Genomic DNA, 14,319 nt, shown 5'->3' on the forward strand with positions numbered 1-14,319 from the left:
ATTGTCATGAAGGTGATCGTACATACCGACCAGGCCGACCAGTGGCAGCAGGCGCTAAGCGAGCGGCTGCCAGATGCCACCATCTGGAAGAGCCAGGAGACCGACCGCGAACAACGTGCCCAGGCGGACTTTCTGGCGGCCTGGAAGCCAGACGAGACGCTGCTGCGGGAGTGCACTGGACTCAAGGGCATCGTCAACCTGGGGGCCGGCGTCGATGCCCTGCTCGGCAACCCCGCCCTGCCCCGCGACGTCCCCATCGTCAAGTTGCGCGACGCCGGCATGGCCGAGCTGATCGCCGACTATGTTCGCTACGGGCTTTTTCACTTCCAGCGCGACTTCGACCGCTACGCTCGCCAACAGCAGCAATGCGAGTGGCGCGAGCACGAGGTAATCGACAAGCCGGACTGGGAGGTGGGCGTGCTCGGTCTCGGCGCCATCGGCGCCAAGGTGGCCAGCGCCATCGCCGCCGATGGTTTCCCGGTGCTCGGCTGGAGCCGTTCGCAGAAGGACATCGATGACATCGAATGTCTGAGCGGTGACGAGGGGCTCGACCAGCTGTTGTCCCGGGTGAAGACCCTGGTCCTGCTGCTGCCCGACACCTCCTCGACCCGTCACATCATCAACGCCGAGACGCTGGGCAAGATGCGCGAGGGGGCCAGCCTGATCAACCCCGGGCGCGGCACCCTGATCGACGAGGATGCCCTGCTCGCAGCGCTGGGCGACAAGGACCAGCGCCAGGAAGGAAGCCTCCGGGGCGCGCTGCTCGATGCCTTCCCCACAGAGCCGCTGCCGCAATCCAGCCCGCTGTGGCGCCACCCGCGGGTCATCGTCACCCCTCACATGGCGGGACCGACACCGTTGAGCGAGGCGCTCGATCAGGTCGCCTCAAGCCTCGACGCCCTGAACAAGGGCGAGGATATCGAGACCGTCGACCCCGACGCGGGGTACTGAAGCAGGAGCCAGCAAGGGCCGGTAAGGGACGAGGCGGCGATCGCCTCACATTCCAGACCCGGCCCCGGATCAAGCCCCAGACCGAATCCAAAAAAAGGGCGCCTCCTCGGAGGCGCCCTTGTCGATGCTGAAAGCTGCGCTGGTACTTCAGTGGATCAAGCGTCGTCGCCGATCTTGTCCTGGGTACGCAGTTCGAAATCGCTGGCGTCGTGACGCTCGTGGAGCTGCTCTTCCGGCTCGCCGAAGGTGCGGTTGACCATGCGTCCTCGCTGCACCGCCGGGCGCGCATCGATAGCCTTGGCCCAGCGCTGGACGTGCTCGTACTCGTGCACGGACAGGAACTCCGCCGCGTCGTACAGCCGACCCAGGGCAAGCTGGCCGTACCAGGCAAAGGTCGCCATGTCGGCGATGCTGTACTCGTCACCGGCCAGGTACTCGTGCTCGGCCAGATGACGGTCGAGCACGTCGAGCTGGCGCTTGGTCTCCATGGTGAAGCGGTTGATCGGATACTCGTACTTTTCCGGCGCGTAGGCGTAGAAGTGGCCAAAACCACCGCCCAGGTAGGGAGCCGAGCCCATTTGCCAGAACAGCCAGCTCATCGCTTCGGTACGCGCCTTGTGCTCGGTCGGCAGGAAGGCGCCGAACTTCTCGGCCAGATAGAGCAGGATCGAACCCGACTCGAAGACCCGGGTCGGCGGCGTGGTGGTGTGGTCCACCAGGGCCGGAATCTTGGAGTTGGGGTTGATCTCGACGAAGCCGCTGGAGAACTGGTCGCCCTCGCCGATACGGATCAGCCAGGCGTCGTACTCGGCCTGATCATGGCCCAGCGCCAGCAACTCCTCGAGCAGGATATTGACCTTGACCCCGTTGGGGGTGGCCAGGGAGTAGAGCTGCAGCGGGTGCTTGCCCACCGGCAACTCCTTGTCATGGGTCGCACCGGCGATGGGACGGTTGATGCTGGCGAAATGGCCACCACTTTCCCCTTCCCACTTCCAGACTTTCGGCGGCTGATACTCGGCATCGTTGCTCATGATGTTCCTTCTCGTAGAGTGGGGCACCACCCGGCACCGCCGGGCTTCATTGAGGCACTAAAGATACACAAGCCTAGCGAAAAATAGCGTCGGACGAAGCGCGCTCGTGCGACCAGGCGTATTGCGCCTCGGCCGGACCAGCGTCTCCAGGACGGCTGAGCCAGTCGAACGCCAGCCCTTACAGCTCCTGGCGAGTCGGGCGCAGGATCAGTTCGTTGACGTCGACATCCCCCGGCTGTTCTACCGCAAAGGCGATCGCCCGAGCCACTGCATCGGCGTCGATGGCCAGGGTGTACAGCTCGTTGACCCCCTCGGCGGTCTCATCATCGCTGATTGTCCGGGTCAATTCGGTGTCAATCGCGCCGGGAGAGATATTGGTCGCGCGAATCTCGCCATTGGATTCCTGACGCAGGCCTTCGGTCAGCGCCTTGACCGCGAACTTGGTCGCGCAATAGACCGAGGCGGCGGGGAACACCACATGACCAGCGACCGAGGACAGGTTGATCACGTGGCCTTGATGCTGTTCGCGCATGGTCGGCAACACTGCAGCGATGCCGTAGAGCACGCCCTTGATGTTGACGTCGACCATCTGCTCCCACTCGTCGACCTTGAGCTTGTCCAACGGCGACAGCGGCATCAGCCCGGCGTTGTTGACCAGCACGTCGATACGCCCGAATTCATCGCGGGCGAGCTTGGCCAGGGCCTCGACCTGCTCACGGCTGGTCACGTCAGTGGCACGGTAGACGGCCTGACCACCGTCGGCCTTGATGTCGTCGCACAGTGCCTTGAGGCGGTCCTCGCGACGCGCGCCCAGCACCAGGCGGGCTCCGCCCTTGGCCAGGCGCTTGGCGGTGGCCTCACCCAGCCCACTGCTGGCACCAGTGATGATCACGACCTTGTCCTTGATACCGTCGGTGTTCAGGTTGTTCACGTCCATGCGGTCCTCCTTTCGGGCCTCCAAGGCCCCTTGAAATGTTCCAGATCGATGACGTTGGCAAGACGGCGAACCGCTTGGCCGTCATCGAGAAAAAGATGTCATCGCGCCAGCGAACTTCAAGCGCTAGCGGTCTTCGAGAAACGGGTAGTCGGTATAGCCCTTTTCATCACCGCCGTAGAAGGTGTCGTAGTCCGGCTCATTGAGCTCTGCTCCGCGACGGAAGCGTTCCGGCAGGTCCGGATTGGCGATAAAGGAACGCCCGAAGGTCACCAGGTCGGTCTTGCCGGCGGCGATGCGCTCACGTGCTTCCTCGGCGGTATAGGCGCCATTGGCGATATAGACACCGCTGAAGCGCTCACGGATGGCGCTGATGATCGACTCGGGGCGACCGTTCTCGTGGTTGCCCTGGAACGAATCCTCCACCACCTCGAGGTAGGCGATGCCGATCTCGTCGAGCGCCGCGGCGAAGGCCGGGAAGGTCTCCTCGGGCTTCTGGTCGTGGACATCGTTGAAGCTTCCGGTCGGGCTGATGCGCACCCCGACACGGCCCTTGCCCCAGACATCGACCACCGCACGTACCACTTCGAGAGGCAGTCGCAGGCGGTTTTCCAGGCTGCCACCGTAGGCATCGGTGCGCGCGTTGCTGTCGGACTTGATGAACTGATCGAGCAGGTAGCCGTTGGCGGCGTGCACCTCGACGCCGTCGAAGCCGGCTTCGCGGGCGTTGATCGCCGCCTGGCGGTACTGCTCGACGATGCCTGGAAGCTCGTCGGTGTCGAGCGCACGCGGGGTGGGTACCTCGACCATGCCCGACTCGGCGCTGATGAAGGTCTTGGCGCCTTCCGGCTTGATTGCCGAGGGCGCCACCGGGTCGGCGCCACCAGGCTGCAGCTCCGGATGCGAGATTCTTCCCACGTGCCATAGCTGGGCGTGCATACGACCGCCGGCGTCATGCACAGCGTCGGTGACACGGCGCCAGCCAGCGATCTGCTCCTGGCTATGGATGCCCGGGGTAAAGGCGTACCCCTTGCCCTGGGGCGAGATCTGGGTGGCCTCACTCAGGATCAGGCCCGCACCGGCCCGCTGACGGTAGTACTCGACGTTCATCGCCTGGGGCACATCGCCCGGTTGAGCCGCGCGGGAGCGGGTCAGCGGCGACATCAGCACCCGGTTAGGCAGGCTGATGTCACCGAGGACCTGCGGGGTAAAGAGGGGATCTTGCTCGCTCATGGAAATCTCCTGTCGGGAAGCTGATACCACGAGGCGCTGCGGCCTCAGCGAGGATGCACGGCTGAACGGTGGCTGGCGCTTCGTTGGCTCGTCGCCAGCGGTTGCCCAAGGTGTTCGACTAATGATCTAGCGAACGTTCTGCCCATACCGTACAACTCATGCATCACATATCAAGCGGTTTTGTACAAAAATAGGGACTTTTATAGACCAGTCTATTATTGCTTAGGGTCAAGAAAACGGCAGGGGAATCGAGGACCCACCCTGCCACGCCTTCACCTTGACGCGTTAGCGCTTGATACAGGCCAGTAACGTATTCTCGAATTCGGTTAAAGGCTCACAGGTTCTGGCCATCTTGGAGCGCAGCAGCGCCCCCTGCCAGCCCGCCAGGATAAAGGCTGCCATGGCCTCTGGTGCAATATCGTCACGCACGCTGCCGTCTGCCTGTCCTTCCTTGAGGCAGCTGGCAAAGTACCCTTCCCAGCGCTTGAAGATGGCGTCCAGAGCATCGCGCAGGCAATCGCTCTGGGATGACATTTCCTGACCCAGGGTACCGATCAGGCAGCCCCGGGTATGGCCACACTCGGCCATCGCCTGGCGCACGTCCTCGAAATAGTGGCGAAGACGCACTACGGGGGCGTCGTGGGAATGCACCAGCAGCGCCTGGAAGCGTTCGTCGTAGTCTTCGGCAAACACCTCGACCACGGCGAGGCCGAAGGCCTCCTTGCTGGAGAAGTAGTGGTAGAAAGAACCCTTGGGCACGCCGGCAGCCTTGAGCACCGTATTGATGCCCGTCGCCGTATAGCCGTGCTCGGCAAAGGTATTCATGCCGACCTGTATCAACAGGTCACGTGTGGGAGCCTTGGTTGTCATGCCTCCGACACTAGACCAGTCGTCTAGTCGTCGTCAAGGGGCTTTCTACCGAGGGTCATTCTACCGAGGCCCCTTCTACCTAGGCTCCTTCTACCAAGAACCTTTGCACTTGGAGCCCAGAGGCCTGGCATCCAGGGGCCAGGCCTCCCATCTGGCCTGGGCCTGTACCCAGGCCAGAAGGGCCCGCCTGGCGGGCCTACAGCAATTCGTTGAGCTGGCGCAGCCACTCCGGGTGTGCGGGCCAGGCCGGCGCGGTCACGAACTTGCCGCAGGTGATGGCGTCGGTCACTTCGATGTCGACGAATTCGCCACCCGCCAGGCGTACCTCGGGGGCACAGGCCGGATAGGCCGAGATGCGATGTCCGGACAGCGACACCGCCGCCGCCAGAAGCTGGGCACCGTGGCAGACCGCGGCCACCGGCTTCTCGCTGTCGACGAAGTGGCGCACCACTTCCAGCACGCGTTCGTCCAGACGCAGGTACTCCGGCGCTCGCCCACCGGGGATGACCAGGGCGTCGTAGTCGGCCAGGGTAATATCGGCGAAGGTCTCGTTGAGCGCGAACAGATGCCCGGCCTTTTCGGTGTAGGTCTGGTCGCCCTCGAAGTCATGGATGGCGGTCTTGACCTTGTCGCCTTCCTTCTTGTCGGGGCACACCGCATCGACACGATGCCCCATGGCCTGCAGCGCCTGGAAGGGCACCATGATTTCGTAGTCCTCGACAAAATCTCCCGCGAGCAGCAGCAAACGTGCCATGTGGCAAACTCCTTGGTCATTGAGGGGCGGCGCAGGGTCATGGCGACCATGCTGTAATGCAGCGTAACCACTGGACCGTGCTTGTGCCAGCCTGCCGGGGAACCTTCAGGGCACACCGACCTCCCAAGGTGACAGCTCGTTTCCACATGCCACTCAAGCAGCGGACGCTACTATGCCCAGCAACTCCATCGTCTACCGCTCGCCGTTTCTCCGCCCACGCCTCGCCGCGGGGCTGCTCTGGCTGCTGTTCTTGCTGCCGTTTGCGGCACAAGCCACATCGATGGCCAGCTTCGATGCCCGCTACCACCTGTCGGTGGATGGCTGGCCCGATGCCACCGTGCATCATCGGGTGTACCGCGAAGGCGATCACTGGCGCAGCGACATGCGCGCCCAGGTGGCCATCGCCGAAGGTCAGGAAACCGCGCGCTTCGCCGAGAACGGCGACGACTTGCGTGCGCTGGGCTATTCCAGTGGCTATCGTCTGCTGGGCATCGGCAAGAGCTACCGACTGGACAACCGTCAGCTTCAGCGTCACCCCGACCGTCAGACCGCCCTGGTGGACCTGTCGCGTAGTGTCCAGCAAGAGCGCTGCGTCAGCGGCTGCGAGATTCGCTACCTCGATCACAAGGGCGACATCGAGACCCTGGTCGTTACCCCCCTTCCGACCGCCGCCATCGACGTCAACGGGCGTACGGTGAACGCCCTCCGGGTCCGCCTGGTCGAGCCCGGCAAGGACGACCGCCACATGGAGGTCGCCTTCCACCCGGACCTGCCTGGCCTGCTGCTGGGGGTGGACTACACCAAGCGCGGCGAGCGGGTCAGTCGGCTCAGTCTGACTTCATTGACCACGACCGATAACTGAAGCTGCTCCGTTTTTTCTTCTTCGAACACCTGCTTGGGCGCCTTTCAAGGCGCTTATTCAGCTGCCCTGCGTCACCACCCTCCGGCCTTCCGTCCGCCAAGGCCAACGGCTCGATGCCAGGATGCGTGGTCGACGCCAAGAGTATTGCGCCGTACCGGTCGACCACTGACGCTTTGGTCGTCTTTCCTCCCTTGTGAAACTTGCATAGAGTATTGCGCTTTTGATCGCGCCGGTGACCACCGATTTGTCCTGTTCATCCTCGACGGACGGAATCACGAGCGCAGCAATTCATCGATGCGGTGCCCGATCCACGCGCACCGCCTCCATCGAGCAAGGACGTTCCCTCATGTTCACCGGTCTGTTGATCGTGCTGCTGCCGCTGGTGCTGGGCTATCTGGTGCCGGTACATCGCGCAAGCATCATGGCCTGGATCAATCGCGGCGTCAGCGCATCGATCTACCTGATCCTGCTGCTGATGGGGGTAAGCCTGGCGGGCCTGCCCGACCTGGGCACCCAGCTGTCGCGCATGGGCGGCCAGGCGCTGTTGCTGTTTGTGGTCATTTCGGCCTTCAATCTGGCCGCCCTGTGGTGGTTGTCGCGACGACTGCGCCTGGACCTTGGCGAAAAGCGCGTGGTCGACGGCGCCCCCACCAGCAAGCTGGCGGCCATGGCCGGTTCGTTGTCACTGGTCGGGGTCGTTATCGCCGGGCTGGTCATCGGGCTGATGCTGGTGGGACGCTGGGGAACGACGCCCTTCGAGCTGGCGGAACACCTGGCCGAATGGGTGCTCTACGTGCTGCTGGCGCTGATCGGCTGCCAGCTGCGCAACTCCGGCATGCCGCTCAAGCAGATCCTGCTCAATCGTCATGGCCTGTTCATCGCCGTGACCCTGGCGGCAAGCTCGCTGGCAGGGGGGCTGGCCGCGGCGCCGATGCTCGGGCTCGACTGGAACGAGGGCCTGGCCATGGCCTCGGGCTTCGGCTGGTACTCGCTGTCCGGCATCCTGATCGGCGAGCACCTGGGTCCGGCGCTGGGCGGTGTCGCCTTCTTCAATGATCTGACCCGGGAACTGCTGGCCTTCGTGCTGATTCCGCTGGTCATGCGACGCTACGCGCCCCTGGCGATCGGCTATGGCGGCGCCACATCGATGGACTTCACCCTGCCGGTGATCCAGCAACACGGTGGCGTGCGCTGCGTGCCCATCGCCGTGGTCAGCGGCTTTATCCTGTCGCTGCTGTCACCACCACTCATTCTGTTTCTGGTCGCACTATGACGACAACCACTCATTCAGCGCTTTATGGTAGCGCTCTGATGCCAGGTGGTGGTGCCAAGCCGTGACGCCCGGTGGCCAAGCGCTTTATGCTAGCGAATGCACGCAGCAAGGAAGGCAAGACCGACGTGACTCCTGAGGACCGCCCCATCACCCTGAAGAATCTGGCCCAGCGGCTCGGGGTCTCTACGGCCACCGTCTCCAACGCCTTCAATCGCCCCGATCAACTGTCCCGCGCCCTGCGCGAGCACATCCTCGAAGAGGCCCGGCGCCTGGGCTACCGCGGCCCCGACGCCAGGGCCCGCAGCCTGCGTACCGGGCAGTCCCGCATCGTCGCGGTGGTGCTGGCAGAGACCCTGACCTACAGCCTCAACGACGCGGTTTCAAGCGAGCTTCTGACCGGCATCACCGAGGTGCTCGACGCCCACGGGCACACCCTGCTGCTGCTGTCGGGACGTCAGCCCGAATCTCCTCGTCACGCCGACGCACTCTGTCACCCGGGCTCCGCCAGCATGGCCGACGGCTTTGTCGTCTATGGTCTGATGCCCGGGGATCGGCTGATCAACGAGCTGCCGGCCCAGCGTCCACTGGTCGGGGTGGATTTCCATATCGATGCCCGCCCCACCGTCCATATCGACAACGAACCGGCCTGCCACGCCATCGCCTGCCACGCACTGAAAAAACATCCACGGCGGGTCGGCATCCTCAGCCTGCGCTTGATCGATGAATCCTATAATGGCCCGGTGAGTGCCGAGCATCGCTGTCTCGATGCCCATCGCACCATCACCCGCTCGCGCCTGGACGGTTTCCACCGCGCCCTGGACGAACACGACATCGACCCCACCGGCGTCCCGGTGTGGAACATCGACGAGAACACCCACGCGGTCTGCGCCCCGGTGATCGAGGAGATCCTCGACCTGCCGGCAGAACAGCGCCCGGATCTGCTCTTGTGCATGTCCGACCGCATCGCCCTGACCGTCCTGACCCTGGCCGAACAGCGTGGTATCCGTGTCCCCGAGGACCTGCGCCTGACCGGTTTCGACGGCATCGAAGAAGGCCAGTACCGCGCCCCGCGCCTGACCACCGTGCGCCAGGACAGCATCGAGAAGGGGCGCGTCGCCGCGCGGATGGTGCTGGGTCTGGAACCCGCCGAGAACCGCCTATTGGGAACGCGACTGCTGATCGGGGAAAGCTGTCCCTGACGGTATGACCGCTACGGACTGAGGTGAACGCTCGACTCATCCGTCGGCGAAGGCTGCACAAAGGTTTCACCGTTATTGGCGCCTTTTTGGCGCCGACGATGGCATGCTGTGTTCATCTTTTTCGCCATTTCGGTCAAGGAATCGTCGCATGTCCGCGAAACACCTGTTTCGCCCGGCCTTCTCACGTCTGGGTCTGAAGCTCTTCGTCATCATCCTGGTGGTCAATGTGGCCATCGCCGGGCTGGTGTTCGTGGCGATTTCGCGCAGCCTCGACCAGGGCTTCATCGAGTACCTCGACCGCTCCCAGACCCAGCGCGCCGAGACCCTGGCGGAAGGCCTCGGCGAGGCCTGGGCGCGACGCCAGAACTGGCAGTGGCTGCGCCAGTCGCCGCGCGCCTGGCACCACCTGGTACGCCGCCAGCTTTGGCCCGGCGACAACCTGCCGCCGATGAGCATCGAAGGCGACCTGGGCGACCCCAGGGACTTCGTGCTCCATGACGAAAGCGGCCTGCCGGTGATCGGCCTGCCCCCAGACAAGGACGACATGGCCGCCGAACTGCGCTGGCTGCCGGTGATGAGCGCGGGCCGCCAGGTCGGCACCCTGGGCTATCGCCCACCGGAACAGTTGATGGCACGCATGGACCGACTGTTTCTGGCCCAGCAGCAACGTAACCTGACCATCATCGTCATCGCCCTGGCGCTGACCTCGCTGCTGCTGGCCGCCGCCCTGTCCTGGTGGATGGGCCGACGTGCCCGCGGCATGGCGCTGGCCACCCGCCGGCTGACCGAGGGCGACTACAGCATCCGTCTGCCGGAGCGCGGTCGCGACGAGCTGTCCAGCCTGTCCCACGACTTCAATGTGCTGGCGGAAACCCTGGAAGCCAGCCGCGAGGCGCGTACTCGCTGGGTTTCCGACATCGCCCATGAGCTGCGTACCCCACTGGCGGTGCTGCGCGGCGAGATCGAAGCGATGCAGGACGGCATTCGCGCCCTCGACCAGGACAACCTGCGCTCGCTGTCCCAGGAGGTCGGCCAGCTAGAGCGCCTGGTCGCCGACCTGCGCCTGCTGTCCCAGAGCGACGCCGGCGCGCTGGAAGTCCAGCTCGCACCGCTGGACCTGGGCGAGCAACTGGCCACCCGGCTGGACGAAGCCGAGGGCTGGCTTGCCGATCATGGCCTGACCCTCGAGCACGATATTCAGGGCCCGGCGTGGATTCGCGGCGACCTGCAGCGCCTGCGCCAGCTATGGAACAACCTGATCGACAATACCTGCGCCTACACCCAGGCGCCGGGGCGACTCAAGGTATCGCTGCGGCGTGAGGCCGACGACTGGGTGCTGCGCTGGGAAGATAGCGCCCCCGGGGTGCCGGTCAACGAACTGCCGCGGCTGACCGAACGCCTCTACCGGGTGGAAGGCTCGCGCAACCGTTCAAGCGGCGGCAGCGGCCTGGGGCTGTCCATCGCCACCGCCCTGGCCCGCGCCCACGACACCGACATGCGCCCCTCCCCTTCCGAGCTTGGCGGGTTATGCTGGACCCTGCGTTTTCCGGCCCTGCCGGACCATCAGCAGCACGAGGACGATGAATGAACGACACCGACGCCAGTCTCGACGACATCCTGATCGTCGAGGACGAACCCAAGATCGCCCGTCTGGTGGCGGACTACCTGGAGGGCAGCGGCTACGCCACCCACCATATCGACCACGGCGACCAGGTGGTCGGCTACCTCAGCGAGGCCGAGTCGCGCCCCAGCCTGGTGCTGCTGGACCTGATGCTGCCTGGCACCGACGGCCTGACCCTGTGCCGCGAGATCCGTCAGCGCTGGCCCGATATCGCGGTGGTGATGCTGACCGCCCGAGTCGAGGAGGTCGACCGCCTGCTGGGCCTCGAACTGGGTGCCGACGACTACATCTGCAAGCCGTTCAGCCCGCGCGAGGTGGTCGCCCGGGTCAAGGCCGTGCTGCGCCGCAGCCAGGCACACCAGCAGGACAGCGAAGCCAACCACGACCTGGTGCTGGACGAAAGCGGCTGGCGCGCCCTGGCCGACGGTCAGGACCTTGGCCTCACCGCGGTGGAATTCCAGTTGCTCAAGGTGATGATGCACTCGCCGGGGCGAATCTTCGCCCGCGAGCAGTTGATGGATCACATGTACCGCGACCACCGCATCGTCTCCGAGCGCACCGTGGACAGCCATATCAAGAAGCTGCGCAAGAAGATCGCCGATATCTGGCCCGAGCGAGAAATCATCCGCTCCGTCTACGGCGTCGGTTACAAGTACCAGCCGGAAGAGTGATCCTCGGGGCTGCCTCTGATGGCAGCCGTCCCCCGGCAGCAGTCCCTCGGCGGCTGGACATCGCCCGGCCGCTCTGCCTTTCTCTTTTTCTGCTTGATGCCCCGCGTCTTATGCATCGAAAAGGAGACACTGCCCTGCAACGCCCTGCTGCAGGCAGGACAGTTGCTGCGGGCCGCATGATGTCCCACTACGTAGTAGACTTTGAACGGCAAGGTCGTGGCCGGTGAGGATCTTCAGGAACGCCTGAACGCTTCGCCAGAAAACAGAAACTTGACGACGCCGCGCTGCGCGACGCTATCCAGCGAGCGGAACGGGGCTTGATCGATGCTGACCTGGGCGGAGGCGTGATCAAGCAGCGGGTGGCTCGTCCCGGGCAAGGCAAGTCAGGCGGCTACCGCACGATCATCCTCTACCGCCAGGCACACCGAGCCTTCTTCGTTTACGGCTTCGCCAAGAGCCAACAGAGCAATATCAGCGACGAGGAAAAGGTTGCGTTCAAACGGGCCGCCCAACACATCCTCGAGCTGTCAGAAGAGCACCTGGTCGAGTTGATTCATAAGGGGCATTTTTTGGAGGTGGAAGACGATGGCGAAGAAATACCGTAGCGAAGCGATGGCGGCGATCCATGAAACCATGGAAGCTCTGCACGAGGTAGGCGCCGTCGACAAGCAAACGATGCGCGACTTCGATGAGAGCTGCCTCACCACTGTAGAAATGATTTCCCCCGACGCCATCAGAGCGCTGCGCGAGCGCGAAAATCTTTCTCAGTCTGTCTTCGCTCGCTACCTCAACGTCAGCAAGAACCTGGTCTCAGACTGGGAGCGCGGCGTGAAGCGTCCTGGAGGGCCCGCGCTGAGGCTACTGGCAGTCATCCAGAAAAAAGGCATTCAGGCCATCGCTTGCTGAACGCGCCTCTCCATACCTGCCGGTGGAAGGGCCCCTTGCGTGGAGAGGCGAATCGAGCACCTTACTCAGGGGCGGGGGGCCGCCATATATCACGTTGTGCCCTCTGTCACGCTGCCATGGCCGTAATCGAGAGCCCCTTCTATCTGTTTCGCGTCGACTGACGGCAGGCCCGAAGATTCAGTCGCCAGCACCAAGCAAGCCGGTCGGCTAAGTGTCTCGACCGACTCACCGATAACGCAAGAGGCCGCCCTTGGGCGGCCTCTTGCGTATGGCACTTGCGGCCTATCTAGAACAGCGCGGGAATCCCGTACTGTCCCTCGAACATGCCCACCGCCAGCATGGCGAACAGACACACCGCCAGCACCGAGGCGGGGATGATCAGACGGTCGGCCAGCGACAGCCGGGTGGCGCGTTCGCGGTCACCGATCCAGCCGTTGTTGTCGAGCAGCATGGTCACCGCCCAGGCCAGCACCGGGTTGGTCACCGCCGCAGCGAACAGGCACACGCCTGCGGCCTGGGCGTCGCGGCTTTCCTTGATCATCTGCACGCCGGCCTCGAGCATCGGCAGGAAGACTCCGACCAAAAGCGCCACGCACATCACCGGCGGCCACACCGCCACGTCCATGGGGAAGCCGAGGATGGCTATGGCGATGGTCAACAGCCCCAGCAAAATGGCGCCGGCGGGAATCGGCCGCTTGGCGATGGCCGCCGGGATCATGTAGGTGCCCCAGGACGAGGTGATATTGCCACCGCCGAGGGCGGTACCGACCACCTGACGCAGCGAGCACATCGTCATGGTGTCGTCGACGTCCATCAGTACCCGATCGGTACCCTTGGGATAGTTCATCTCCTGGAAGATGCGATGACCGAGAAAGTCCGGTGACCACATGGCAACCGCCAGGATCGCGAACGGCAGCGAGGCGATGAAGTGCTGCATGTTCGGCAGCCCCAGCATCCAGCCGTGGTCGGTGCTGCCCCACCAGTAGCTCGGGCTGAGCGGCGGCAGGCCGGTCTCGGTGGTGAACTCGAGATCGAAGCCCGCACCCAGCGCCAGCGCCACCACCAGGCCGGTGACCGCGCAGGCGGGAATCGCCAGCCAGCGCTTGCCCAGCCGCGCCAGCACGGCGTACAGCAGGATATTGACCGCCAGCACCACCAGGGCGACGTAGCCCATCTGGCCCTCGAGCCCCATGCCCCACGCCTTGAGGCTACCGATCTGGCTCATGGCGCCGGAAAAGCCGAGAAAGATCAGCAGGCCACCGGCGGTGCCCTGGGAGGTCAGGTTGACCAGGCGCGAGCCGCCCTTGACCCAGGAAAGGCCGAGGCCGAAGGCGCCGATCCACAGCGCCAGGGCCAGCGGGTGGGCACCGGCCAGGGCCATGCTGGCGATCAGCGGAATCATCGGGCCGTGATTGCCGGCCAGGTTGGCACGCGGATTGAAGATACCTGAGCCCAGCACGCAGAACAGCAGGACCGGCAGCAGCATCTCCAGGCGCGAGACGGCGATGGCGAACTCGCGCCCCAGGGTGACATCGGGCCAGGCGGCGGACAGGCCGTTGGCCCAGGACATCATCACCGCCGAGTACATGGCGATGATGCCGATGGTGCCGGCAATCGCCGGTACCAGGTCCTCGAGTTCGAAGTGGAAGTCCCGGCCGATCAGATTAAGACCATAGCGCCGGGGACGCATGATCTTGAGTTCATGCTCGAGGTAGTCGGAACGGCTGGCAAATTCGCTGGCATCGCGGTGCATCTCGCGATAGCTGGGGGCCTCGCCGGCCTCCCGGGTGGACGTCACGGTGTCTGTCATGTGGATCTCGATGTCTGAGGTGACGCTGCTGTCCGACGCCGAGCCAAGTCCCCCTGACCGTTCGTCGATTTGACAGCGCGCCTTGAAAAAAGATGACAGACCTTAACAATGCCCCCCGCGGGCCTCGTTGACGGCTATCAGGCTTTGGCCTCGCCAAGGGTTGTGACGCCAAAAATGCCTGACAAACTCCCCTCTCCCTTGATC

Annotated in this window: 14 protein-coding genes; 8 read left to right on the forward strand and 6 right to left on the reverse strand. The window is 64.2% G+C overall.

Annotated features, from left to right (window positions below):
• The first annotated feature begins 6 nt into the window (after positions 1-6).
• Positions 7-951 carry a glyoxylate/hydroxypyruvate reductase A gene (locus NKF27_RS15560; RefSeq protein WP_253553007.1) on the forward strand — a complete coding sequence of 315 codons (945 nt, stop codon included), beginning with the start codon at positions 7-9 and terminating at the stop codon, positions 949-951.
• 155 nt (positions 952-1,106) lie between these two features.
• On the opposite strand, the gene yghU is transcribed toward NKF27_RS15560, so the two are convergent.
• From yghU to NKF27_RS15585, 5 genes are all read right to left on the reverse strand, one after another.
• Entirely contained in the window at positions 1,107-1,982 is an 876-nt protein-coding gene (gene yghU / locus NKF27_RS15565; RefSeq protein WP_253553009.1) for a glutathione-dependent disulfide-bond oxidoreductase, read from the reverse strand.
• Positions 1,983-2,160: 178 nt separating this feature from the next.
• Positions 2,161-2,919, reverse strand: a complete 759-nt coding sequence (locus NKF27_RS15570; protein ID WP_253553011.1) for an SDR family oxidoreductase — start codon at positions 2,917-2,919, stop codon at positions 2,161-2,163.
• 123 nt (positions 2,920-3,042) lie between these two features.
• Positions 3,043-4,149 carry an alkene reductase gene (locus tag NKF27_RS15575; RefSeq protein WP_253553013.1) on the reverse strand — a complete coding sequence of 369 codons (1,107 nt, stop codon included), beginning with the start codon at positions 4,147-4,149 and terminating at the stop codon, positions 3,043-3,045.
• Between the two features lie 285 nt (positions 4,150-4,434).
• Positions 4,435-5,019 carry a TetR/AcrR family transcriptional regulator gene (locus tag NKF27_RS15580; protein WP_253553015.1) on the reverse strand — a complete coding sequence of 195 codons (585 nt, stop codon included), beginning with the start codon at positions 5,017-5,019 and terminating at the stop codon, positions 4,435-4,437.
• A 196-nt stretch (positions 5,020-5,215) separates the two neighbouring features.
• The gene (locus NKF27_RS15585; protein ID WP_045992037.1) at positions 5,216-5,773 is read right to left on the reverse strand and encodes a DJ-1/PfpI family protein; all 558 of its coding nucleotides are present in this window, start codon (positions 5,771-5,773) and stop codon (positions 5,216-5,218) included.
• Between the two features lie 172 nt (positions 5,774-5,945).
• On the opposite strand from NKF27_RS15585, the gene NKF27_RS15590 reads away from it, so the two are divergent.
• From NKF27_RS15590 to NKF27_RS15620, 7 genes are all read left to right on the forward strand, one after another.
• Positions 5,946-6,635 (forward strand): hypothetical protein, encoded by a 690-nt coding sequence (locus tag NKF27_RS15590; protein ID WP_253553017.1) that lies wholly within the window; start codon positions 5,946-5,948, stop codon positions 6,633-6,635.
• Between the two features lie 346 nt (positions 6,636-6,981).
• Positions 6,982-7,908 (forward strand): lysine exporter LysO family protein, encoded by a 927-nt coding sequence (locus NKF27_RS15595; protein WP_253553019.1) that lies wholly within the window; start codon positions 6,982-6,984, stop codon positions 7,906-7,908.
• Positions 7,909-7,994: 86 nt separating this feature from the next.
• Positions 7,995-9,107 (forward strand): LacI family DNA-binding transcriptional regulator, encoded by a 1,113-nt coding sequence (locus NKF27_RS15600; RefSeq protein WP_253553020.1) that lies wholly within the window; start codon positions 7,995-7,997, stop codon positions 9,105-9,107.
• 148 nt (positions 9,108-9,255) lie between these two features.
• Positions 9,256-10,695, forward strand: a complete 1,440-nt coding sequence (locus tag NKF27_RS15605) for an ATP-binding protein (protein WP_253553022.1) — start codon at positions 9,256-9,258, stop codon at positions 10,693-10,695.
• Positions 10,692-11,399 carry a response regulator gene (locus NKF27_RS15610; protein WP_045994066.1) on the forward strand — a complete coding sequence of 236 codons (708 nt, stop codon included), beginning with the start codon at positions 10,692-10,694 and terminating at the stop codon, positions 11,397-11,399. Before NKF27_RS15605 ends, NKF27_RS15610 begins: the two co-directional genes overlap by 4 nt.
• A gap of 296 nt (positions 11,400-11,695) precedes the next feature.
• A complete protein-coding gene (locus NKF27_RS15615; protein WP_367399268.1) occupies positions 11,696-12,004 on the forward strand; it encodes a type II toxin-antitoxin system RelE/ParE family toxin in 309 nt (102 codons plus the stop codon).
• Positions 11,985-12,305 (forward strand): DNA-binding transcriptional regulator, encoded by a 321-nt coding sequence (locus tag NKF27_RS15620; RefSeq protein WP_108132465.1) that lies wholly within the window; start codon positions 11,985-11,987, stop codon positions 12,303-12,305. The genes NKF27_RS15615 and NKF27_RS15620 overlap by 20 nt, the downstream gene beginning before the upstream one ends.
• 286 nt (positions 12,306-12,591) lie before the next feature.
• On the opposite strand, the gene NKF27_RS15625 is transcribed toward NKF27_RS15620, so the two are convergent.
• Positions 12,592-14,115, reverse strand: a complete 1,524-nt coding sequence (locus NKF27_RS15625; RefSeq protein ID WP_253553028.1) for a DUF3360 family protein — start codon at positions 14,113-14,115, stop codon at positions 12,592-12,594.
• Positions 14,116-14,319: the final 204 nt, after the last annotated feature.

The organism is Halomonas sp. DN3, assembly GCF_024137905.1.
Taxonomy (GTDB): domain Bacteria; phylum Pseudomonadota; class Gammaproteobacteria; order Pseudomonadales; family Halomonadaceae; genus Halomonas; species Halomonas litopenaei.